Below are 25540 nucleotides of genomic sequence, written 5' to 3'. Positions count from 1 at the left end.
ATGAAGCACAAAAAAATAGCTTGAAAAAAATCAAGCTATTTATATTTTTTATCTAATATCCTTTTTTTATTCTTTCAAGAATTTAGCCGAATCTAATATTCCATTTGAATCATAGAATTGTATAATATACACTCCTTTTTCATATGTAGTAATATCAACTTCTAAGATATCATTAGTCAACTTAGTTAAATTATCGATTCTATTTACCACTCTACCGTGAATATCTGAAATAATAATAGTTGCTATATTATCATATTTAGCAATATTAATATTTAAGTTATTTGTAGCTGGATTAGGAAAAATGTTCCTTTCAGTATCTATATTGTCTATGATTTTAATATCATCTTCACTTGATAATTTTGATGCTACTTTTGCAGATAAAGAATATGTCCAAATACCTCTTCCATAAGTAGCTACTCTCAATTTTCCAGTACTTTTCTGAATATCAATTTCATTAATAGCAACTGATGGTAAATTATATGTAATATTTGTCCAAGAAGTTCCATTATTTGCAGAAGCATACACTCCTATATTGCCTGCTGCATATATTTTTCCCGTTGTAGATTCAATAGCTATCGATCTGAATGCAATTTTAGGCAATGTCCCTGAAATATCTGTAGTTGTAGCAGTATTTACATCTAATTTAAAAACTCTTCCTCCTGTTGTAGTAGCATTATTTGTAGTATAATAAATAACATTCGATAAATTTGGATCTACAGCAATATCTGTTACACTTCCTTTAGGGCTAGTATAAGTATACCAATTTGTACCATCATTATTAGAGTAATAAATTTTAGTTCCTACACATCCATAAATAACCGAAGGATTAGATGGAGACAATGCTAAATCAGATACTGTTCCTACAACGCTAGTTCCTGAAATTTTACTAAAACTACTTCCTCCATTTATCGATTTATAAATACCATTTGCTCCTGAATAAATTATAGAATTACTTGTTGGATGCATTACAAAAGGAGTTACCCAAGCACCTCCATATGTTCCCATATTAAATAAAGTACTCCTTGTTGAACCTCCATTACTTGAAGAATACAATTGGCCGTTTTGAGAGGTTCCGTATATATAATTTGGATTATTAGGAGCTACCATTCCTTCCATTCCATCTGCACCTAACCAATCTCTATAACCTGATGCATTTTTGGCTACTGAACCATTATCTTGTGCTCCACCAGTATAAATATTTGAATCGGTAGCAGAACTTCCCATTCTATAAAATTGTCTAATAGAAAGTCCGTTTGAAATATTAATCCAATCGCTAGCATTATTTGTACTTTTATAAATACCTCCATCAGATAATGAGTATAAAGTATTTCCCATAAATTCTAAACCATGTATATCTGCATGATTATATCCTGTTGAATTTGGTAAACTCCACTCTGTAGTAGCTGTAAACGAAGTTCCTCCATTAGTTGATTTCCATGTAATAATCCCACCTATATGAACTTCATTATAATTAGATGGAGAAACACAAATTGCCATATCATAATAAGCTTGACCTCTAGTATCAATACCATTTGTATTGTATCCAAAATAGTTTTTTCCAGTTGTATTTCCTGTAACCATTGTTGAATAACTAGCTCCGCTATTTGTAGATCTATATAGTTTACCAAAAGTGTTTCTATTTGAACTTGCCTGAACAGCATAAACAACATTTGGATTATTTGGTGTAACTGCTAAAAGGATTCTACTTCTAAAATCTGAAATTCCATGTGTAGAATCGAGTCTTTGCCATGTTTGACCATTGTCTGTAGACAACCAAATATAGTCTCCTGAAGCATACATTGTATTTGGATTTCCAGGTTTAAACTCTACATCTTCTGTTCGTAAATTTTGAGTTCCTGTTGTCACTGTCCAAGTTAATCCACTGTTTGTAGAACGCCATAATCCATTTGCTGCACATGCAAATACAATGCTTGAGTTTGATGGATGAACTACTATTTTTTTAATATTACCGCTAGGACCAGTTCCTAAATTAGACCAACTAGATCCTCCATTTGTAGATTTAAAAATAACGCCACTCGATGTTCCTGCATAAATAATATTTGCATTTGCTGGATCAATTGCTAAAGAATAAATATTCATCCATGAAGAGTTGTAATCTGTTAATGGCTGCCAAGAACTTCCTCCATTTGTTGTTTTCCAAACTCCTCCTCCAGGAGAACCTACATAGATAGTATTTGGATAAGAAGGATGAATAGCCATTGTGGTTAATCTTCCATTTCCTGGATTCCAACCAGATGTTCTATTCCAACTATAAGGTCCATCATTTGTCCATGTTCCTGCTGCTGCTTTTAAAAGGTTTTCTGGATCAGTAACTGCTCTTGAATAGTTTTCTTGTTCTACAACAGGTGAAACTAAATATCCACCTTCATTTAAATGGAAATAACGCTCATATAAAAATCGTTGAAATTGTTTATACCCACTTCCACGACCAGTATCTACAGTTGTTTTACCTGTTTCATCCTTTTTAAATCGAGCATTCCCAATTTTCTCAATTTCTTCAATAGATAAATTTGTGTTTTCTATTATTCCAAAAAATTCATCATTTTTTTCAATTTCCTGACCATAAGACTGGCCTACAAACAAGACTGTAATCCAAAATTTAATAAAGTTTTTCATGTTTTAATTTGTTAATTTGTTAATTTGTTGATTAGCAAACATAAAATAAAAAAACAATCTTAGATTATTGAAAAAATATATTTGTTGTTAAAAAACAAATAAAACACAAATAGACTAGTCAAAAAACAGGTAATAACACAAAAAAACGAATTAATAATATAATTATAACAAAATTAAAATTATTTAAAAATCTAGAGAAGAAACCTTGAGTTTTTTTGCTAAAGTTTCTGTCAACTTTAGTCTACTATACTTCTGTAAACCAACAGGGTAAGTTTTTAAATTACATTCTAAATATAATTTAAACAATCTTAATATTTCTGTCTTTAAAATATCTTTGTCTGAATAATTAAAAAACAATCCTGAATTTGTTTCTTTTATAATTTTTTCAAAGTCAGTATCATTTGGTCCAATAGCTATTATAGGACGCTCTGAAACCATATATTCAAATAATTTACCTGGAATAATACATTTGGTTTCCTCAGAATTTATTTCGATTAAGAGTAATATTTGTGAACATCTTTGTTCTTGTAGTGCTATTTCGTGTGAAACATAACCTAAATAATTCACAAATGAATTTAAATTATAATTAGCTATACTTTCTAAGACTTCATTGCTTACCGCCCCTATCAATTTTAGTTGAAATGCATTAGCAAAGTCTATATTTTCACTTATTAATTCTGATAAAACTTGCCAAAGAATTTGAGGGTTTCTTTCTGATAAAAACGAACCAATATGTGCTAAAGTAAATTTTTTATCTAATGGTTTTTTTACTACTTTTTCAATATCATATCCATTTGTAATAACGTCAATTGGTTTAGTTGTAATTTTTTCAAATTCCTTTTTTGTATTTTCAGATGTAACTATAATTCCATCACAAGTATTTAAAACTTCCCTCTCTAAGGTTTTATGTCTTTCTTTTGCCCAATTACTCAATTTTAATTGTTTGTGGTATCCTATTGTTGTCCAAGGATCTCGAAAATCGGCAATCCAATTAATATCAATTTCTTTTTTAAGATGTAATCCAATAAGATGCAAACTGTGTGGTGGACCAGTTGTTATAACAATATCTATTTGATTCTCTAAAAGATACTTTTTTAAAAATTTGACAGATGGTTTTACCCAAAAAACACGTGCATCAGGAATAAAAAGATTTCCCCTAATCCATAGCATTGCTTTTTCTACAAATGATTGTTTTTTCTGATTTGGAATTATACCAGAACTAATTTTTTTAGCTTTTTTTTTCGAGAAAATAGAAGCTAATCCGTAAGGTTCAAAAATTTTATTTTTTACAATAATTGCATCACTTGAAACCTCATTCAATAATTTTTCATCTAATAATGGATATGTTGGGTTTTCTGGAATATAAACATGTGGTTCGATTCCAAATTCAGGCAAATATTTCACAAATTTCAGCCATCGTTGTACTCCTGGTCCTCCTGCTGGTGGCCAATAATAGGAAACAATGAGTACTTTTTTAGGATTCAATTTTAGCAATTTTGTTTATAAATATCTCTATTTTTTTACTTCTATCTTGTTTCTTTTCACTTCAAAATAAACACCTCCTAAAATTAAAAGAATCATACCTATTGAACTCATTAAAGCAATTGAACTTCCTGTTTTTACTACTTGTGGGTCAAATGTAAATTCAATTGTGTGCTTTCCTGCTGGTATCTGTAATCCTCTTAAAACATAGTCTACTTTAAAAATTGATGCATTTTTTCCATCAATAGTAGCTTTCCATCCATTTTTATAATAAGTTTCAGAAAATACTGCAAAACCATCATTTGTATTATTAGTTGTATATTTTAAATAATTAGGTTTGTAGATATTCAACTTTATAGAGGCTAAAGAATCTTTTCTAAACTCATTTGGAAGATTACCTTTTACTTTTAATTCGTTTGTATTAATTATAGCTGTTTTCTTTGTGTCTAAATTGTCTAAGGCTTTCATTTCTTCGTCAGCAGAATTAACCATTTTAATCTTTTCTACAAACCAAGCATTTCCGTTTGCAAAAGGATTAGTTATTGCAATATCACCTTTCCCAGTTGGAACAATTACATATTTAACATTTAATGCATCTAAAGTAGCATTGTTTTTGGTAAAACTCAATGTTTCAAAATCAATGGAACTTCCTAATTCATTAATGTTGTTTTCTATATTATATTCGAATAATTGATCAAATCGTCTTGGTCTTACTGCGCTGTAACCTCCTACAGATTTATGGAAGTATGACGTTCTTGCTTGTAATCTTCCTTGTATTTCATATACTCTATAAACTGAAGTATCTTTCAATATTTGATTGTCTACTTCGCTTGCTTCAAAAGGAGTATCAACCTGTCTTGCGCTAATAAAATCTTTTGCACTTACATAGTTTTTATCTATCAGGAATAAATCAGAAACCATTAAAACACCAACCATAACTATTGCGGTTGTTTTTCCTAATTTATTTTTAATAAACAGCCATAAAATAGCTCCTACGATCAATATAAATCCCCCTGAACGCATTAAATCGTTCACATACATACTTTTTCTATCCTCTTTTAATGCCTTAATAAAATCTATCGCAAATGATCTGTCTTGTGCTTCTGCAAACATTTCAATTAATCTTTGATCAACAGAACCAGAAAAATTAAAGAAGATCCCTTTAAAAAGTAGTAAAAAGAGAATCAATCCTAAACTCACTGCTGAAGCTTTCATCAAACTCTTTAATTGTTTTTCTTTATCTTCATTAAAGAACGATTGTAGTCCCATTAAAGCAAGAATAGGAATACACAATTCTAATACGACTTGTATTGAAGAAACAGCACGAAACTTATCGTATAAAGGAACATAATCTATAAAAAAGCGAGTTAAAAAGTCGAAATTTTTTCCCCATGATAGCAGTAATGAAATGATTGCACCTATTAGAAAGGCATATTTTATTTTTCTTTTATCATTAAATAATCCTAAAACAGCTAAGAAAAAAACAATTGCGCCTATATATGCTGGAGCAGCAACTATAGGTTGATCTCCCCAATATGTTTTCCCATAATAACTCACTGTTTGAAGAGCTTCATTGTGAGAAGCACCGTAATTAATTAAAAAATTATATAATGAAGATTTTTCATCAAGAGTTTCATTATTTCCTCCTCCAAAAAGCTTTGGAGCAATTAAATTAAAACTTTCTCCTATTCCATAACTATATTCTGTAATATATTCATATTTCATGGAAGAATTTGTAGTGTTTTGTGATCCATCAGGATTAAAAGTTAATTCACTCTTCCCTCTAATACTATAATCGGCATATTCTGATGTTGCCAATAAATTAGTTGCATTTGCTCCTATTGCTAAAAGTCCGGCTACAGCAAAAACGCCTATAACTTTACCTAATTCAGTGAATGCTTTCTCTTTTATAAATTGGTAGATATAAAATCCGGCTACAACCAATAATAAAATTAACAAGTAATAAGTCATTTGAAAATGATTTGCCTGAATCTCCAATGCAGCAGCAATCATCGTTAAGATTCCTCCAATGATATATTTTCTTTGAAAAACCAACAAAATACCTGCTAAAACCATTGGCATATAAGCAATTGCATGTGCTTTTGCATTATGACCAACACCTAAAATAATTATAAGATAAGTTGAAAAACCAAATGCTAATGCTCCAAAAAAAGCTTTTAATGGATCTATTTTTAATACCATTAATAGAATATAAAACCCTATAAAATATAAAAATAAATAATCTGCGGGTCTAGGTAAAAATCGTAAAACAGTATCTAATTTTTTAACATAATTATGCGGATAATTTGCCCCTAATTGATAGGTTGGCATACCTCCAAAAGCGCTATTTGTCCAGTAAGGTTCAGCATTATTCTCTTTTCTAAAATCATTCTGCTCTTTTGCCATTCCTGTATATTGCGCGATATCAGATTGATAGATTTTCTTTCCTTCAAGAACTGGATAAAAATAAATAATAGCTACAAGTACAAATCCAACAATAGCAATAAAATGAGGTAATAAAAACTGAATTTTTTTCATTGGTAAGATATATCTGAAATAAAACGCTAAGGTAAATAAAAAAAGGATATTGCAATAATATCCTTTTTAACAACTTGATAAAGTATTTTTAGTCAATTTCTTCAAAATCGACATATTCTCCTACTTTCTTTTTCTCTGTAGGCATTTTTTTCTCATTATTTTGTTGAGTATTTCTATTTGTATACGCATTTTGTTGTCCAAATTGCCCATTCATTTGTTCTTCCATTTTTTGTTGCACTTTATTTACTGCTTTTTGCATTAATATTGGTGCAAATATTTTAATCAGAAATTTGAATAAATACCAAAACAAAATAATATAAACTAAGGTCTTAAGAAACCCTGTAAATGATGCTATTTCCATTTTAAATTCATTTAATAGTTCAAAAGTATACATAATAGTAGATAAAACCCTATTATTGTTTCTTAAAATTATTATAAAAATACTATTTTTGGAAATAAATTTTTTGCATAATGAAATACACTAAACTATTCTTCTTTTTATTTCTCTTTGGCTCACAAGTTTTGTTTGCACAATATACGGACGAAATCAATTCAAATCGTCCAGGGAAATCTATGATGGCTTTTTCTGTTGGTAAATCTGTGATTCAAACAGAGATTGGTTTAAATTTTCAGAATGAAGATCATGCTAAATTAAAGTATACTGCAAATGGTTTTATTGGAGAATTAGATCTTAGATGGGGATTATTCTTTGAAGAATTAGAATTTATAGCTGAATTACAATATCAAAACGATAGTTATGCCTCTTCATTTGAAGACAAAAATCGTTCTGCACTAAAAAAAACAATTATAGGAGCTAAATATTTAATTTATGATCCTTTTAAAAATTATGAAGAAAAAGTAAACTTATACAGTTGGAAAGCAAATAATAAATTCAAATGGAGACAATTTATTCCTGCTGTTGCAGCTTATGCTGGTGTAAACTTTAACTTATCTGATAATCCATTTAATTTTGCACCATCTTACATTGAAGAACCAACTGTAAGCCCGAAAGCAATGATTATTGCACAAAATCATTTTGGAAGACAATGGGTTTTTGTTACAAACATAATGTATGACAAAATAGGTTCTGATTTAGCTTCCATAAATTATGTAATAACGCTAACGAGAGGATTTAATGATAAATGGTCTGGATTTGTTGAAAATCAAGGTTATAATGGTGATTATTATTCTGATGGTATTTTTAGAGTTGGAGCTGCGTATTTATTCAATAAATCAATGCAAATAGATGCATCTATTGGTACAAATATTAAAAATACTCCTAGTCTTTTCAATGCAGGAGTAGGTTTTTCATGGCGTTTTGACAAAAATTACAATGAAGTAAAAATTGAAAAGGATAATGGCAGCAAAATGGATAAGAAAATGAAGAAAAAAGCTGAAAAAGAAAAAAGAAAACGCAAAGACGAAGTTGAAGTTAAATAAACTATGATAACAATAAAAGAAGCTGTTACGAAAAAAGATTTAAAAGAGTACATTTTATTCTCTTTTGATTTATATAAAAATAATCCTTATTGGATTCCTCCTATAATTTCTGAAGAATTAGAAACGTTTGACAAGACTAAAAATCCTGCATTTCAAAGTGCTGAAGCATATTTTTACTTAGCCTATAAGAACAATAAAATAGTTGGCAAAATTGCTGCGATTATTAATTGGGACGAAGTAAATATTCTAAAGAAAAGTAAAGTTCGTTTTGGATGGTTTGATGTAATTGACGATATAGAAGTTACAAAAGCTTTACTAGATAAAGTTTATGAATTAGGAAACAAACATAACTTAGAGATGGTTGAAGGACCTATTGGTTTCTCAAATCTTGATAAAGTTGGAGTTCTAATTGAAGGCTTTGAAGAAATGGGAAATATGGTAACATGGTATAGTATGCCTTACTATAAAGATCACTTTGAAAAATTAGGCCTAACAAAAGAGAAAGAGTATATAGAAAGTAGTTTTTCATTTAGTAATATCGATCCGACTCCTTTTAATAAAATAAGTACTTTAATTCAACAACGTTATGGCTTAAAATCATTAAATTTTACTAAAACGAAAGACATAATGCCTTATGTTGATGAAATGTTCGAATTATTTAATGAAACATACTCAAAACTTCAATCTTTTGTAGCTATAAATGATGTCCAAAAAGAATATTTTAAGAAAAAATACATTAGTTTTATTAATCCTGAATTTATAAAATTTATTGTTGATAAAGATCATAAAATGGTTGCTTTTGCTATTGTTATGCCTGGATTTAGTGAAGCTTTGAAAAAAGCAAACGGGAAATTATTTCCTTTTGGATTTTATCATTTACTAAAAGCTAGGAAAAATTCTAAAGAAGCTGTTTTTTATTTAATTGGTGTTACTCCTGAATATCAAAGTAAAGGGGTTACTTCTATTATCTTTGAAGAATATTACAAAGTTTGTTCAGCAAAAGGTATAGAAACTTGCGTTAGAACTCCTGAATTAGAGGAAAACACAGCTATTCAAAACCTTTGGAAACATTTCAATACTAAAATTACTAAACGTAGAAGAACTTATAGCAAACTTTTAAAAAGTTAGTTATTTTTCTTTACTACAATAAAAAAATCCATTCAATTAATTGAATGGATTTTTTTAATATATTAGAATCTTACTTAAGATACATCTACTGTTGTTGCTTCAGCAATTTTCTTGTATGTTCCATTAACTAGTTTTTCTCTAATTGCTTCAAAAGCAGTTAATGTTTCATTTACATCATTTAAAGTGTGAGATGCTGTAGGAATCATTCTTAATAAGATTATTCCTTTAGGTATTACTGGATAAACAACAATTGATAAGAAAATACCATAATTCTCTCTCAAATCATTTACCATTACCATAGCTTCTGGAATTGACCCTTCAAGATATACAGGCGTTACACAAGTATTTGTGTCTCCAATATTAAATCCTTTCTCTTTCAATCCATTTTGCAATGCGTTTACATTTTCCCAAAGTTTATCTTTTAAACTAGGATTATCTCTTAATAATTGTAAACGTTTTAGTGCACCAACTGTTTGAATCATTGGTAATGATTTAGCAAACATTTGAGAACGCAAATTATATTTTAAATAATCAATAATGTCTTTATCTGCTGCTAAGAAAGCACCAATACTTGCCATTGATTTTGCGAAAGTAGAAAAATAAACATCAATACCGTCTTGACATCCTTGCTCTTCTCCTGCTCCTGCTCCAGTTTTTCCAAGTGTACCAAAACCATGAGCATCATCTACTAATAATCTAAAATTATATTTTTCTTTTAATGCTACGATTTCTTTTAATTTACCTTGTTGTCCCCTCATCCCAAAAACACCTTCAGTAATGAATAGAATTCCTCCTCCAGTTTCTTCAGCCATTTTAGTAGCCCTCTGAAGGTTTTTCTCCATACTTTCAAGATCATTATGCTTATATGTAAAGCGTTTTCCCATATGTAAGCGTACACCATCTATAATACATGCATGAGCATCTACATCATAAACAATAATATCATTTTTAGTTACTAAAGCATCAATACATGACATTATTCCTTGATAACCAAAATTCAATAAATATGCAGACTCTTTTTTTACAAAAGCAGCTAGTTCTTGTTCTAATTGCTCATGTATATCTGTGTGACCACTCATCATACGAGCTCCCATAGGATATGCTGCACCATATTGAGTAGCTGCTTCCGCATCAACTTTTCTAACTTCTGGATGATTAGCTAAACCTAAATAATCATTAAGACTCCAATTTAAAATTTCTTTTCCATGAAATTTCATTCTTGGACCTAATTCTCCTTCTAATTTAGGAAAAACATAATATCCTTCTGCTTGTGATGCCCACTTCCCTAAAGGACCTTTATTATTTTGTATTCTCTCAAATAAATCTTTTACCATAATATTTTTCATTTTGAAAACGTGCAAAAATAAGAATTAAATAGTTTCTAACATAATTTATTTTTAGAAGTTCATAATGAAGATTTTCTCTTAATATAGAAGAAAACAACTAATAAAGAGCATTTTATAAAAAACACACATTAGGTTTATTATAAATTAATTTCATTTTTTACAAAAAAATAAAGAAATAGAATATCATTTAAAAAAAATGACTTACATTTGTACCCGAATGACACAGAAATGTGGTTACACATTCATCATAGAAGTCAGGGGCTCCACCCTGACTTTTATACTTTTATATACTTTCGTATATTTATTTCAAAACTTTACTTTAAAGAAATAAAAAAAGGTTTAATATTAATTAAACCAATTTTCAACTATTTTTTCTTCAAATTTTGTTGCATTTTTATGTATAAATTCGTTTGATTTAGTATTATATAAATAATCTTTTTTCCATTCTACATGATTTTTTGCTAATTCTTTAATAGCATCACATACAAACTTTATTTCATCATTTGTTGTTGTTGGATGAATAGACATTCTTATCCAACCTGGCTTCATTTCTAAATCTCCTGCTGAAATTTTACAAACAATATTATTTGATGTTTCTTGATCTACATGTAATAAGTAATGACCGTAAGTTCCTGCACAACTACATCCACCTCTTGTTTGAATTCCAAATTTATCGTTTAATATTTTTACTCCTAAATTATAATGCAAATCATTAATATAAAAGGAGATTACACCTAATCTATTTTGATGTTGAGGGGCTAAAATATTAATATTCTCAATATCTCCTAATGAATCAAAAATATACTCTGTAATCTCATGTTCTCTATCTAAGATATTTTTTATCCCCATTTCTTCTTTCAATTGAATTGAAAGAGCTGTTCTTATAACCTGCAAGAAACCTGGAGTACCTCCGTCTTCTCTATCCTCAATATTATCTATATAATGATGCTCTCCCCATGGATTTGTCCATCTCACAGTTCCTCCACCAGGACAATCAGGAATATTATTTTTATATAAATTTTTATTAAAAACAAGTACTCCACATGTTCCAGGCCCACCTAAAAATTTATGTGGCGAAAAAAAGATTGCATCTAAATATGCTTCTTCATCATCTGAATGCATATTAATATTAACATAAGGGCCTGAACAAGCAAAATCAACAAAACAAACCCCATTATTTTGATGCATAATTTTTGCTACTTCATAATAAGGTGTTTCTATTCCTGTTACATTAGAGCAAGATGTTATTGACGCTATTTTAAAACTCCTATCTTTATATTCTTCAAGAAGAACTTTAAAATTTTCCAAACAAAACAACCCTTCTTCATTTGCTGGAACCACAACCACATCCGCAATTGTTTCTAACCATGATGTTTGATTAGAATGATGTTCCATATGAGATATAAAAACAATTGGTTTTAATTCTTTAGGAATATTAGTAAACTGTTTTAAATTTTCTGCGACTCTAAGCCCTAAAATTCTTTGCAATTTATTTACAACACCTGTCATTCCAGTTCCATCTGTAATCAAAATATCATTTTCATTAGCATTTACATGTTTTTTAATGATATGTCTTGCTTTATGATATGCCATTGTCATAGCTGTACCTGAAACAGTAGTTTCTGTATGCGTATTTGCTACAAATGGTCCAAATTTATTTATTAACTTTTCTTCTATCGGACGATATAAACGGCCACTAGCTGTCCAGTCTGTATAAATAATTTTTTTCTCACCAAAAGGAGAATCAAAAGTTTGATTTATACCAATTATATTATCTCTAAATTTCTTAAAATATAATTCTAATGTTGTTGTCGTTTCTGTAGTAAGCATAGTAGTACTGATTTGTGGTTTCAAAGATACAGAAATTTAAAAATTTTCCTTGTATGAAGATTTAATAATATTATGCTAAAATTTATCGTGATTTTAACAAAACAAAAAGAGCTCCAATAAATTGGAGCTCTTAAAATAAAATTAAATCAATTCCAAATATTATTCTTTTATAACTTTTATTGTTTGTAATGCTCCATCTATAGAAACATTCACAATATAAGCTCCACTATTTAATTGAGACATATCAACATTTGTTGATGTAGCATTAATAGTTCTTGATAAAACTTCTTGTCCTAATAAATTATATACACTTATAGAAGTTATATTCGATTTGTATTCTAAATTAAGAATATTTTTCACTGGATTTGGATATGCTCTAAAACCTGTTAAATCAAAAGCAGATGAACTTAAACTAGCATCATAAACTGAAACTTGAAATTCTCCAAATGAATCATTATTATATTCCCAAACTCTATAGTAAAGTACTTCTCCAGGAGTTCTACCTGAAACAGTAATTAATGGATGATCATTAGCTCCATCACTTCCAGAATCATCGCAGTCAATTAGAACTAAAGAACCACATGAACCACTATAAACTGCACCAGCAGAATCAGTAATTCCTCCTACTTGTGTATTATTTTCAAAAGTTAAACTTCCAGAAGCAGGAACAGTTACTTGATACCAAACATCACCACCATCATAAAGCGCACACCCAGGAGCTGTTTCATTAGAATCACTTGCGCCAACATTTGTTCCTACAATAGCATTATCTGCAAATACTCCACCAGGAATTAATACTTGTGCATTTACACAATCATCATTTGCTGGAGGACATACCGCATAATTATATGTTCCTACTGGCACATCACAAATAGCACTAGAACCATGTAAAGCTGTTAACGATATAGGAGTTCCTAAAGCAAATGGACCAACATTAATTACTCCAGTTGCAGTAACAGGCCAACTTGTAGTTCCGTCTGATATAGAAGGTGTTCCATCTCCTAAATTTGTAACATCTATAGCTATAAAATAATCTGTTCCTGAACAATTTGCTAAAGTTGTAGATGCAAATGTAAGTGGAGAACACGGTGGTGTAACAACATTTACATTAAAATCTAAAGTAACACCATAAGTTCCCGAATAACAAGGATTAGGAGTAGATTGACCAGAATCAGCAGTCGCAATTCTCATTCTATGTAATCCTAAATTAGCAGATGCTGGCATAATAAATGAAGCATCTAATGTAGTTGGATTAGCATTAGTAGATGCAATTCCTGTTTTAACTAATTCCGATGCTTCAAAAACATAATTATCGTTAAAATCAATCCAAATATTTGTATCATAAGTATATCCTGTAACAAAAGTAATTTGAACGTTTGAATTTATTCCTATTGCTAAATCTACTGTAGTTCCTGTATGATCAAAATAGAAAACATCTCCTGTTGGAAAATCTGTTGCTCCCAATTGAACATTTGAAATACCATTACCATCATTACTTGTTGGCAATGATGGACAATAACAACCATTAACATTAGTAGCAAAAGTAATCTCTGAACAAGCAATAGCATCACCGTTCTGATTATAAGGAGTAACAGTAACAAAATAGTTTGTATTAACCAAACCTATATAATCATAAGTAACGTTTACACCTAAATCTACATTATCCAAAACATCATTTCCTCCAGATGTTGTTCCTATTGTAATTTTATACCCATCAGCACCACTTACAGCATCCCAAGTAATTGTTGTTGCTTCATTACCACATGAAGCATCTGGAGTAGCAACTAAATTTGTAACACAATCTGGTGGGTTTATAGGAGTTAAACGAATTTCAAAATTATCAACGTAAAAATTAAGATCCGTTGATCCATTAGCAGTCCCTTCAACTACTCTAAACGCAATTTTAACATTCTGACCTACATAAGCACTCAAATCAATTATATTAGTTGTTCCTGTAGGAGCAGGTACATTTGTATCATTGTAAGTATATAAAACTGTCCAATTATTAGTTCCTGTAGTAGAGATTAAAACCTCAACATAGTCATCTGATTCCCAAGGACCAGTAGGTGCATTAGATGTATTCCATTGTGTTACCGCAGCATCAAATTTCAACTCATAACCTGTAGCAGAAATTAAATAAGCTGGAGAAATTAACCAATCATTTGCTGTTGCTTGCCAAATTTCATATCTAGCAGAACCTGTTGAACCATTATTACCAAAACCATCAGCAACCCATCCACTAGTTCCATAAGTATCAGGCCCTGCTGTTAAATCACCATTATCTGCTTCTTCCCAACAATCAGGAACATAAGTTGAAAAGTTTTCTAAACTAGGTACTGCAAACACATCACATTTAGTTTTAAAATTTACAGGTCCAACCCAAGCACTTTGATCTGAAAAACTACAAAAAGATCTAAAATATATTTCATATTCTGTAAACGGCATTAAACCAGTTATTCCATTACCATCAGCCACAAGCCAAGGATTAAGATCTACACTTAACCCTGAACCTGTTGGAGCACCTGTTCCAACAGGCTGTATAACATATTCCCAATCAAATGATGTTCCATTTTCTGTCCAACTTAAATCAGCAGTTGATTCTGTAATATTAATCACTGTAACATCTGTAGGAAGTGGACATGATTCTGTAATTCCTTCTAAAACTACATTTGCCACATAAGAAGCAACTAATGAAGCTGTAGGAGGTGTCGATGGATCTGGATTTACAGAGTCACTTCTATAATTTATACTTCTGTTTCCAATTACAGAAGTATTATAAAAATCATCCGAAGAACTATTATAACCTGACATATTTTCATCAACAGCAATTATTAAATTATCTGTTCCATTATATGTAAACGGTGTATCAAATGTAATGCTTACCCATCCTGGACCAGTTACAGGAATACCACCTGTATAAACATCTGTTAAATTTGACACAGGTTCCCAACTAGTAGATTGAGTTCCATTAAATACTGTTTTTGTTGTATGCCCTAAATAAATAGTTAATTCTTGGTTATTTGTTAATAGTGAAGTACCACTATAGTACCACTGCAATCCTGTTATATCTCCTGAAGCATTAATTTCTGATGATAAATATATACTTTGCGTATAAGAATATCCAAAAAAAGGATCAAAAGGAAAAGATTGCGATTCATTTGTTCCATTTCCAATTGATATCTGACTAAAGCCAATCAAATAAATAAAGAACAAAAAAAACGATAGCGTAATTTTTTTCATAATATATTAAGAATTTGTTAAGTAAATGCTAATATATATATAATTTAGACTATTTATAGTTTTTACCAAATAAATATCGACGAAAGGTTAAAAACATAGACAAAAAACAAGCCAGACTTGTTATTTAACAAATCTGGCTTGTTTAACTATATAAAAAATGTTATTTTAAACTCAACAAACTTTGTTCAATAGTAGCAATCTTTGCTAAAGCATCAGCCTCTTTTTTACGTTCGTTAGCAATTACTTGTTCAGGCGCACCGTTCACAAATTTCTCATTGCTCAACTTTCCTTGTACCGAACGCAAGAAACCTTGAATATATTTTAATTCTTCCTCAAGCTTCGCAACTTCTGCTTCTACATCAATATTACCTGAAATTGGAATAAAATACTCATTTGATTTCACACGGAACGTCAACGACCCGTCAACAGCCTCCGTTACATATTCTAAACTTTCTACATTACCCAATTTCAAAATAACCGCATCAAAAGTAGTAGCTACTTTTTCATTGTTGATTACTTTTAAGTCGATAGTATCTTTAAACGAAATGTTCTTTTCTTTACGAATGGTACGAATACCTGAAATTACTTCTGATGCAAAATCAAACGCTGGAATTAAATCAGCATTAGTATCCTTCATTGTTGGCCATTCCGAAACAATTAAAGCTTGCTCTGGAGTTCTATCAGCAATATATTGCCAAATTTCTTCCGTTAAGAATGGCATAAAAGGATGTAACAATTTCAAGTTTGCTTCCAACAATTCGATTGCTTTGTCAAATGTAGCACGGTCAATTGGCTGTTGGTAACCTGGCTTAATAATCTCTAATAACCACGAACAGAAATCGTCCCATACCAGTTTGTAAATTGCCATTAAAGCGTCTGATAAACGGTATTTTTCAAAATTATCCTCAATTTCAGCTAAAGTTTGTTGCAACTTCGCTTCATACCAATCAATCGCAATTTTTGAAGCTTCTGGTTGTGCTATATCCGCTACTTCCCATCCTTTAATCAAACGGAATGCATTCCAAATTTTATTGGCAAAAGCTTTACCATTGTTACACAACTCTTCGTCAAACATGATATCATTTCCTGCAGAGGCACTCAATAGTAAACCTACACGAACACCATCGGCACCAAACTTCTCTATTAAATCTAGTGGATCTGGAGAATTTCCTAACGATTTTGACATCTTACGACGTTGTTTATCACGAACCAATCCCGTTAAATATACATTATTAAAAGGTTTTTTACCCGTATACTCATAACCTGCAATAATCATACGTGCCACCCAGAAAAATAAAATATCCGGACCTGTTACCAAATCGTTTGTTGGATAATAATATTTAAAATCTTCATTTTCTGGATCTAAAACGCCTCCAAAAACCGCCATCGGCCATAACCATGACGAGAACCAAGTATCCAATGCATCTGCATCTTGTGTTAAATCTGCAGCTGTTAAGTTAGGATTTCCAGTTTTGGTTTGTGCCAAAGCTAGAGCAGCTGTTGGGTTTTCAGCAACTACGAAATCTTCTTTACCTTCACCATAGTAATACGCAGGAATTTGTTGTCCCCACCATAATTGTCTCGAAATGTTCCAATCGCGAATATTTTCCATCCAGTGACGGTACGTATTGTTGAATTTACTTGGATATAATTTTACTTCTTCTGTCTCTAAAACTGCTTTTATAGCTGGTTTAACCAACTCTTCCATTTTAAGGAACCATTGATCTGACAAACGTGGCTCAATAACTGCTTTTGTACGTTCAGAAGTTCCTACTTTATTCATATGGACTTCAGTTTTCACCAAAGCTCCAATTGTTTCTAACTCTTTTGCAACTTCCTCACGCGCAACAAAACGATCTTTTCCTGCAAATTGCAATCCGAAAGTGTTTAATGTAGCATCTTCGTTGAAGATATCGATAATCTCTAAATTGTGCTTGTTACCTAATTCTTTATCATTAACATCATGTGCTGGTGTTACTTTTAAACAACCTGTTCCAAATTCAACATCTACATACTCATCTTCAATAATTGGAATAACGCGGTTACAGATAGGTACAATAGCTTTTTTGCCTTTCAAATGCGTAAAACGCTCATCATTTGGGTTGATACAAACCGCAGTATCTCCAAAAATAGTTTCTGGACGTGTTGTTGCAATAGTTAAAGTGTCGTTACTACCTTCGATTTTATAATTGATAAAATACAATTTACCTTGACGCTCTTCGTGAATTACTTCTTCATCCGACAAAGTAGTTTTTGCTTCTGGGTCCCAGTTAACCATACGGAAACCGCGGTAAATCATTCCTTTGTTGTACAAATCTACAAACGATTTGATAACCGATGCCGACATATCTTCGTCCATCGTAAACTTGGTTCTTTCCCAATCGCAAGAACAACCTAATTGTTTCAATTGTTCCAAGATAGTACCACCGTATTTATCGGTCCAGTCGTAAGCGTGCTTTAAAAACTCTTCACGTGTTAAATCGGATTTATTAATTCCTTCCGATTTTAATTTTGCTACTACTTTGGCTTCTGTAGCAATAGAAGCGTGGTCCGTTCCTGGTACCCAACAAGCATTGAATCCTTTTAAACGAGCACGACGAATTAAAACATCTTGAATAGTATTATTCAGCATGTGTCCCATGTGCAAGACGCCTGTTACATTAGGTGGTGGAATTACTATTGTATAAGGTGTACGATTATCTGGAGTGGAATGAAAATATTTATTTTTCATCCAGTAATCGTACCATTTTTGTTCTACATCTTTTGGGTTAAACTGTGCTGGTATCATCTAATTTTAGTTATTATATATTTTAATAGGTAAATATATATATTTTACCCATTATTTTGTTCTTATTTATTTACAAAAACACATATGGTTTACTATATAGCCCTGATGGAAGTGGTAGCTTTCTGAACTTGTTTCAGAAACTAAAACGAACAGCAGGGAAATGGATAGCAAGTATAACCAATCTTTTCGCTTTCATAAAAGTTTGGTACTATTTTTGATTTTACTATTTTGCAAAAGTAACGATATATGCTAAAATAAAAAAAGTTAATTTATTTGTTCTTTCTTATTAAAACATATATTTTTACATAAACACTTAATCTAAAATATGATGAAAAATTTACTTATCTTACTAGTTGTAGTTTTATTTAACGTTAATTCTTTTGCTCAAGATGGCCCTAAAATTGAGTTTAAAGAAGAAACAATAAATTATGGTGAAGTTGTAAAAGGTGTTGATGATGGTATACGTGTTTTTGAATTCACAAATACAGGAAATGCTCCATTAGTTATTAAAAATGTTACTTCTACTTGTGGTTGTACAATACCAACGAAACCTTCTGAAGCAATTTTACCTGGAAAATCGGATAAAATTACTGTTAAATATAATATGAACCCTGGGCCAATTAGTAAAACAATTACTGTTGAAAGTAATGCTGTTAATAAACCTAATGGTGTTGTGCCTTTGAGAATTAAAGGAACTGTAATTGTTGTTAAAGACAAAAAATAATTTTTTTATGGATTGGGTAAATAGTTTTACCCAATCCAATTTTTAAAATCGTTTACTTTTTCTCTTGCAACTATTACTTCATCTGTTTTATAAGATGATAAAAGTATTTTTAAACGAGAATTTGTATGTATTTGGATTTCTTTAATTCCTTTTAACGGTAGAATGTATTTTCTATTTATTCTAAAAAAATCTTTTGGATTTAATTCATTTTCTAGTTGTTCCATTGTAATATCTAACAAATAATCGCGATTATCGAAAGTATGAATATATGTACCTTTGTTTTCGCTAAAAAAACATTCTACTTCTTGAATGGAAATTACTTTTATTTGGTGACCTATTTTAACTGAAAAACGGGTTTTATATTGTCTTTCAACAGGGTTTACTAACATTCTTTTTATGGCTTCAAAATCTAAACTTACTGAAGTATTTATTGATGCTCTGGCTTTAAACTTAGCAACTGCAACTTCTAAATCATCTTCATCAATTGGTTTTAATAAATAATCAATACTATTAAGTTTGAAGGCTCTTAATGCATATTCATCATAAGCTGTAGTGAAAATGACAGCGCTTTTTATATCTATTTGTTCAAAAATTTCAAAAGACAATCCGTCTGATAATTGAATATCGAGAAAAATTAAATCAGGATGTTCATTATTTTGAAACCAATTTAATGATTCTTCAACAGAATGCAACATTTGCTTGATTTGCAATCCCAATTTTTCTACTTTTCGTTGTAATAATCTTGCTGCTGGTTTTTCGTCTTCTATGATTATGATATTCATTATTCTATTTTTTGTATAAATCGACTATTCAAATATTCTATTTTTAAAAGTGTTTTCACTTTCTTAATACTTTGTTTTGTTCTTCTATAAACATAAATCTTTTGATATAATTCTTCTTTAGTATGCAAAAGATAAACGAAATACGTTTTGTTTATTTTATGATTAATGTGTTATTCTTACATTAAAAATAAACTTGTATTTGTTTTAAATATTACTAAATCATTCAATCTTTTTATTCCCATTTATTATTTTTATCCATCAATTCTCTAATTTTACGTTCTTCCCAGTTATTTCCTAAAATCATTTCAGGTAAAAAAACCGATAAGCCATGTGCTAATAAACCAATTCCCCAAAAAATAGCAGTCATAAAATTTTTAAATTGGAAATAACTTTCTCCTTCATTTAAGCTTTGAATGTTAATAATTATTATCATAATATTAATTACTATGTAGACTAAAGCATGAGAATAAAAACTTTTTATTCTTTTAACTTTCTTCAAAGCATTTTGATATTTTATTTCTTCTGAATCTATAGAAACAAAATTATTACTTTCTTCTGTTTCTGTTCTTTTATTTATTCTGTTTTCTATACTCATGTTATTCAAATTTATTGTTATGCGTTTTTTCTTCTTCTATAAATTGCTTAATTTTTTTCTCTTCCCAATCTTTATTAAAAAGAAGGAAAAGAATTAGAAATTTTCGCTCCATGAAAAACCAACGGAACTATTGAACCAATCATAGGCCAAATAAACCATAAAACCTCAGGTGTGTATTTTAGATTAATATAAATTAATCCGATCATTACTATTACAAAAACTAATAAATGTCTGTAGAAACCTTTTAGTTCTTTTACTTTCTTTTGAGCTTTTTGATAACGTTCAAATTCATCATTCGTTTTCATAATTATCTCCAATTTTGTTTTTCTATCTTTTCTTCCTCAAGAATTCTTTTAATTTTTTGTTCTTCCCAATTTTTTCCAAGTATTCTTTCACTAAGAAATAATTGCGCACCTTGTACTACTATTACAAAAGTCCAACACAACATAAAAAAATCGTTAATAAATCGTATTGGCCAAAAATTAATTGATAATCCAAAATATTTTTTTAGAATGTAAATTATTACTCCTATTGTAAAAATGAACAAATGACTATAAAACTGCTTTATTTTTTTTACTCTTTTTCTTGCTATTTGTTCTAAAATCTGATTTTCAATATTCTGCTCCATTATTACCTCCATTTTGATTGTTCTTTACTTTCTTTTTCTAATATTTCTTGAATTTTTCTTTCTTCCCAAGATTTACCATATCCAAATGTTTCAATTCCATGAAATATTAATCCCATTCCCCAACCTAGCATTGGAAACCAAAACCATTGAAATTTTGATGTATTTAGGTTAATAATAATTAATATTGGAATAACACTGCAATACGAAATTAAATTACCATAAAATCCTTTTAACTTTTCCACTCTTTCTTTGGCTCTAACATAGGCCATGTTTTCATTATATATATTTTTTGATTCCATAATTGAAATTTGTTTTGTTAATATGGGTAAAAAAACTTTAAAATGATTTTCGTTTTCTTCCACTAATACATTTCTTTTTGTTAATATCGCATAACGGTTTACTATATTTTGTAAACCAACTCCTTTTCTGCTTTGTAATACTTCTTTCGTTTGAAAATTATTACTTACTGTTAATTGGTTTTCTTCTATTGCAATTTTTATGTGTAGTGGTCTTGATTCACTTACTACATTGTGTTTGATGCAATTTTCTAATAATAATTGAAGTGATAATGGTACTACTTTTGCTTCTTCATTACCTAGGCCTTCTGGTAAATCAAATGTGATACTATTTTCAAATCGCATTTTTAATAAATTCATATAAGTTTTGGCAAACTTTAATTCTTCATCAACAGAAACCAATTCTTTATCTCTTTGTTCTAATACGTATCTATATATTTTAGATAATGAGGTTGTGAATTTTTGAGCGTTTTCTGGATTTTCTTCTATTAATGAACTTAAAACATTTAAACTATTAAATAAAAAATGAGGATCTAACTGATTTTTTAAACTTTCAAACTTCGCAGAAGCATTCCCTGCTATTATTTTCTGCTCTTTAAGTTTACTTTCTTGATAGGCTTTATAAAAATAAATTAAATGAATTGCTAGTGTTACTATTATTGTAATAATCATTGCAACTAAATAATTTGAAGCTTTCTCTGTTTTTAAAAATTGATTAATCGTTTTATTTTCGAATCCAACATCTTCAAGGATTCTTAATAAAAAAATAACAAATCCTGAAATAAAGAGTGATGATAAAAACCCAATGATTAATCTTTTTAAATGAAATCTGTTTTTTTCAAAATGCTTATCTAGTTGAACAAAAACAAGAGCATTTGACATATACAATACAACTGAATATAACATTGTATATATAAAATTCCATTTTAATGTATCAAAACTTGGTAATTGTTGATTAACAATTAAATTAACACCTTGTAATATGATAAATATTAAAAATCCTAGTATTATTGATTTTGCTATTTCTTTTATATAATTCATTCAATTATTTTTTGCATTTTTCTGATGTTTCATTTGCTCTGTCTAAGCCCCAAGTTGGATGAAAAGGTGTTTTAGGGATAAAGTTAGCAAAAAGTTCTAATGATTTCTCTATTTCAGCACACATCGGTTTTGTATCTTGACCAAAATAAGAAGCCATTCCCATTTCAAAATCAGCTTTACTAAAAACTACTCTAGGATTTTCTGGTGCCAATTTATATGCTTTATTATAAATATACATAATATCACCTGATAACTTTTGTCCGTTTGCCATTGGATCATAAACAATCCAAGCTGTATGAATCATAGCCTGCATTACTAAAACTTCTGGATTATCTGGTGCTATTATATTAATCTTGTCTTGTGCTTTTTGAGCTGTTTCTAAAAGTATTTTAACTTTTGATTTGTCATCCATATAACGAAATGATTGTGTGGTATTAATTAAAGCAATATAATAGTTTGGTAACCAATTTCCTTCTTCAACTGAAGCTATTCTTTCTAATATAGCTGTTGCTTCTGATGGCTTTTTGTTTTTCCAAAGTGATAATGCATCTTGCATTCCTTTTTCATAATTTGTTTGTCCTAAAACTATTGAAGCTATAAATAGTGCAATAAAAGTGATAATTTTTGTCATGATTTTCATTTTGAATTTGTTAATATTATTTTATATATTTTGATGAAACAAATTTCGGTTAGAACTGCTAATTTTAAAATTGATTATTACCGAACTGTTGTTTTTTGATGATGAATTGCTTTTTTTAGTGATTAGTCCTTAGTAATAAACGAATTTAGAAATTCATTTAACATCTAAATTGTTTACTTTAAGCTTCCTTTTAATAGCTTTTTACTAATCGCTAAGGACTAATCACTATTTTATAAATTATCCAAATTATTTGTCTTATTATTATCACTAATTGTCCAAAACAATCCTACAAAAAAGAATTGATTAGCAGGTTGAGTTATAGCTTGTCTCTGAAATTGACCATTCAAATCTGGAGTATTTGTATACTGATAACCAAAAACATTATTAGCGTTTAGAATATTACCTATTGAGAAGAATAGTATTTTTTGTTGTGAAAGTAAATATGCCCAACTTAAACTTAAATTATTATATGATTTTGTTTTCTCACTCATAAATTCTACCCTATTTGGATTATTATAAGGTCTTCCCGAATTGAAAGTATATGTAGCACTTATTTGTGACTTTAATTTTTGAGAAAAATATTTTGTTACAATAGAAAAATTGTGATTTGCAATAAAACTAGGAGTAGCTTCTTGTAAATAATTTTTATAATCTCTTTTTGAATCTATAAATGAATATGAAATCCAATAATCTAAATTTTTAATTGTCTTACTATCTCTCCAAAATAAGTCTATACCTTTAGCATACCCTTTTCCTGTATTGTCATAGTTACTGAAATAGCTTGGTTGCATTCCATCATACTTTACTAAATCTTTATAATCTTTAAAATAAGCTTCTGCTCTAAACATTTTCCCTTCTTTGTTGTACATATAATTAAATATGTAATGAGCTGTTTTTTCGTAATCTAAATCAGATTTAAACTTTAAATAATCTTGATTTGCAGTTTGATTAAAGTTCCCATAAGCAAGTGAAAACTGACTATTATTTGTTATTTTATATGCAAATGAAAGTCTTGGTTCAAATGTATATTGCTGTACAACTGATGCATTGGATGTGCGAATTCCTACATTCATCGCCATTTTTTTTGAGAAAAAAACCTCTGCTTCAGTAAAAATAGCAAGTATGTTGTTTTTAAAACCGTAATCAAATCTATCTGATTGAAATCTTGTAAAATTCTCATCAAAATCAGTATAAAAAAACTCACTTCCTACATTCAATTTTATCCTGCTTGTAATGGTTTGACGAAGTTTTAATTTATAATGTAATGCTCTTTCATTATTTTCTAAATCATCATTCACTATCGTAATTTTATTTTGACCATATCCTAAACCTAAACCTGTTTGCAATTGTAAATTATCATTCAAATATCCTTTATAACTTGTATTAAAATAAAAATTATTGTTTTTCAATTCTAATCGGGTTTTAGTAAAAAAATCAACGTTATCTTGATTTAAATCGAATGTTGTATAATCAAAAGCAGCATAAACTTTCAATAATCCATCTTTAATTTTTTGCCTATAGATACTTTCACCTGAAAGTGCTTGCACAGGTTTATTCCAGTCTATCTTTTGAGGAACAATTAATTGATATGGAGCCAAATTAATATAACTTGTATTAAATGTTAATGAGCTTTTCTTCCATTTTTGCGTTTTTCCTAAACCAACACCTAAAGACATAATCGAAATATCGGTTTGATTTTGTTTTGGTTCATCAATAGTATTTAACAATAAAACACTAGATAAAGCATTTCCAAATTCTACACTATAACCTCCTGTTGAAAAAGTCATTCCTTCAAACAAAAAAGGAGAAAATCGACTTCTTGTTGGTAAATTATTTGCTGTTGCTCCATAAGGTTGAGCCACACGAATTCCATCAACAAAAGTTTGCGTTTCATCAGATTCTCCTCCACGCACAAATAAACGACCACTCTCTCCTACTGTTTGCGTTCCTGGTAAAGTTTCTAAAGCTCCAATTATATTACCCACAGAACCTGCTGTAGTAACAATATCAAGAGGTTTTAAAGCGGTTACTTTACTATTATCTCCTGCTTTAAAAGTTCCTGCTGAAACTACTACCGCATCGAGCGTATTTATATTTTCTCTTAATGTAAATGTCTTTTCTTTATAATTTTCAATAACAATTACTTGAGTTAATGTTTCATAAGACACAAAACTTATATGTAATATTTGTTCTCCAGATGCATTTGTTACAAATTTAAAATTCCCATTATCATCGGAAATCGCTCCATCATAAGATCCTTTAATATAGACATTTGCTCCTGAAAAAGAGGTACCAAACTCATCTATAATCTTTCCAGAAATAGTGGTTTGTGAAAAACAAATAAAACTAAAAATTGATACTAATAAACTAAACAATATTTTCATTTTCTTACATTTTTGATTAGA

18 protein-coding genes are annotated in these 25540 nt (G+C 29.6%); 3 read left to right on the top strand and 15 right to left on the bottom strand.

Annotated elements, in window-relative coordinates:
• Positions 1-66 precede the first annotated feature (66 nt).
• The 4 genes from SY27_RS01715 to SY27_RS01700 form a co-directional block, all read right to left on the bottom strand.
• Positions 67-2637, bottom strand: a complete 2571-nt coding sequence (locus SY27_RS01715) for a T9SS type A sorting domain-containing protein (RefSeq protein ID WP_045966811.1) — start codon at positions 2635-2637, stop codon at positions 67-69.
• A gap of 183 nt (positions 2638-2820) precedes the next feature.
• A complete protein-coding gene (locus tag SY27_RS01710) occupies positions 2821-4122 on the bottom strand; it encodes a glycosyltransferase family 4 protein (RefSeq protein WP_045966809.1) in 1302 nt (433 codons plus the stop codon).
• Positions 4123-4149: 27 nt separating this feature from the next.
• Complete coding sequence (locus SY27_RS01705; RefSeq protein WP_045966807.1) at positions 4150-6657, bottom strand: YfhO family protein; 2508 nt, start codon at positions 6655-6657, stop codon at positions 4150-4152.
• A gap of 88 nt (positions 6658-6745) precedes the next feature.
• Positions 6746-7018: a DUF4834 family protein gene (locus tag SY27_RS01700; RefSeq protein ID WP_045967449.1), complete on the bottom strand. Its 273-nt coding sequence runs from the start codon at positions 7016-7018 to the stop codon at positions 6746-6748.
• A gap of 110 nt (positions 7019-7128) precedes the next feature.
• On the opposite strand from SY27_RS01700, the gene SY27_RS01695 reads away from it, so the two are divergent.
• The gene (locus SY27_RS01695; RefSeq protein ID WP_045966805.1) at positions 7129-8097 is read left to right on the top strand and encodes a transporter; all 969 of its coding nucleotides are present in this window, start codon (positions 7129-7131) and stop codon (positions 8095-8097) included.
• 3 nt (positions 8098-8100) lie between these two features.
• A complete protein-coding gene (locus tag SY27_RS01690; protein ID WP_045966804.1) occupies positions 8101-9225 on the top strand; it encodes a hypothetical protein in 1125 nt (374 codons plus the stop codon).
• 74 nt (positions 9226-9299) lie between these two features.
• Here SY27_RS01690 and SY27_RS01685 read toward each other — a convergent pair whose 3' ends face one another.
• From SY27_RS01685 to SY27_RS01670, 4 genes are all read right to left on the bottom strand, one after another.
• Entirely contained in the window at positions 9300-10559 is a 1260-nt protein-coding gene (locus SY27_RS01685) for a pyridoxal phosphate-dependent aminotransferase family protein (RefSeq protein WP_045967448.1), read from the bottom strand.
• 357 nt (positions 10560-10916) lie between these two features.
• A complete protein-coding gene (locus SY27_RS01680; RefSeq protein WP_045966802.1) occupies positions 10917-12401 on the bottom strand; it encodes an aminotransferase class V-fold PLP-dependent enzyme in 1485 nt (494 codons plus the stop codon).
• A 159-nt stretch (positions 12402-12560) separates the two neighbouring features.
• Positions 12561-15641, bottom strand: a complete 3081-nt coding sequence (locus tag SY27_RS01675) for a GEVED domain-containing protein (protein WP_045966800.1) — start codon at positions 15639-15641, stop codon at positions 12561-12563.
• 160 nt (positions 15642-15801) lie between these two features.
• Positions 15802-18429 carry a valine--tRNA ligase gene (locus SY27_RS01670; RefSeq protein ID WP_045966798.1) on the bottom strand — a complete coding sequence of 876 codons (2628 nt, stop codon included), beginning with the start codon at positions 18427-18429 and terminating at the stop codon, positions 15802-15804.
• 328 nt (positions 18430-18757) lie between these two features.
• Here SY27_RS01670 and SY27_RS01665 point away from each other — a divergent pair, with 328 nt between their 5' ends.
• On the top strand, positions 18758-19153 hold the full coding sequence (locus SY27_RS01665) for a DUF1573 domain-containing protein (RefSeq protein ID WP_045966797.1): 396 nt from the start codon (positions 18758-18760) through the stop codon (positions 19151-19153).
• Between the two features lie 26 nt (positions 19154-19179).
• Here the strand turns inward: SY27_RS01665 and SY27_RS01660 are convergent, their stop codons facing one another.
• The 7 genes from SY27_RS01660 to SY27_RS01630 form a co-directional block, all read right to left on the bottom strand.
• Positions 19180-19935, bottom strand: a complete 756-nt coding sequence (locus SY27_RS01660; RefSeq protein ID WP_045966795.1) for a LytTR family DNA-binding domain-containing protein — start codon at positions 19933-19935, stop codon at positions 19180-19182.
• 232 nt (positions 19936-20167) lie between these two features.
• The gene (locus SY27_RS01655; RefSeq protein ID WP_082084286.1) at positions 20168-20530 is read right to left on the bottom strand and encodes a 2TM domain-containing protein; all 363 of its coding nucleotides are present in this window, start codon (positions 20528-20530) and stop codon (positions 20168-20170) included.
• A 74-nt stretch (positions 20531-20604) separates the two neighbouring features.
• Complete coding sequence (locus tag SY27_RS01650) at positions 20605-20835, bottom strand: 2TM domain-containing protein (protein ID WP_235270875.1); 231 nt, start codon at positions 20833-20835, stop codon at positions 20605-20607.
• 2 nt (positions 20836-20837) lie between these two features.
• Positions 20838-21170: a 2TM domain-containing protein gene (locus tag SY27_RS01645; RefSeq protein WP_045966793.1), complete on the bottom strand. Its 333-nt coding sequence runs from the start codon at positions 21168-21170 to the stop codon at positions 20838-20840.
• Complete coding sequence (locus tag SY27_RS01640) at positions 21161-22495, bottom strand: 2TM domain-containing protein (RefSeq protein WP_045966791.1); 1335 nt, start codon at positions 22493-22495, stop codon at positions 21161-21163. The genes SY27_RS01645 and SY27_RS01640 overlap by 10 nt, the downstream gene beginning before the upstream one ends.
• A 4-nt stretch (positions 22496-22499) precedes the next feature.
• A complete protein-coding gene (locus SY27_RS01635; RefSeq protein WP_045966790.1) occupies positions 22500-23126 on the bottom strand; it encodes a hypothetical protein in 627 nt (208 codons plus the stop codon).
• A gap of 239 nt (positions 23127-23365) precedes the next feature.
• Positions 23366-25519: a TonB-dependent receptor gene (locus SY27_RS01630; protein ID WP_045966789.1), complete on the bottom strand. Its 2154-nt coding sequence runs from the start codon at positions 25517-25519 to the stop codon at positions 23366-23368.
• Between the last annotated feature and the right edge of the window lie 21 nt (positions 25520-25540).

It is taken from the genome of Flavobacterium sp. 316, from assembly GCF_000967805.1.
Classification (GTDB): Bacteria; Bacteroidota; Bacteroidia; order Flavobacteriales; family Flavobacteriaceae; genus Flavobacterium; species Flavobacterium sediminilitoris.
This window is presented reverse-complemented; position numbering and strand designations above follow the sequence as displayed.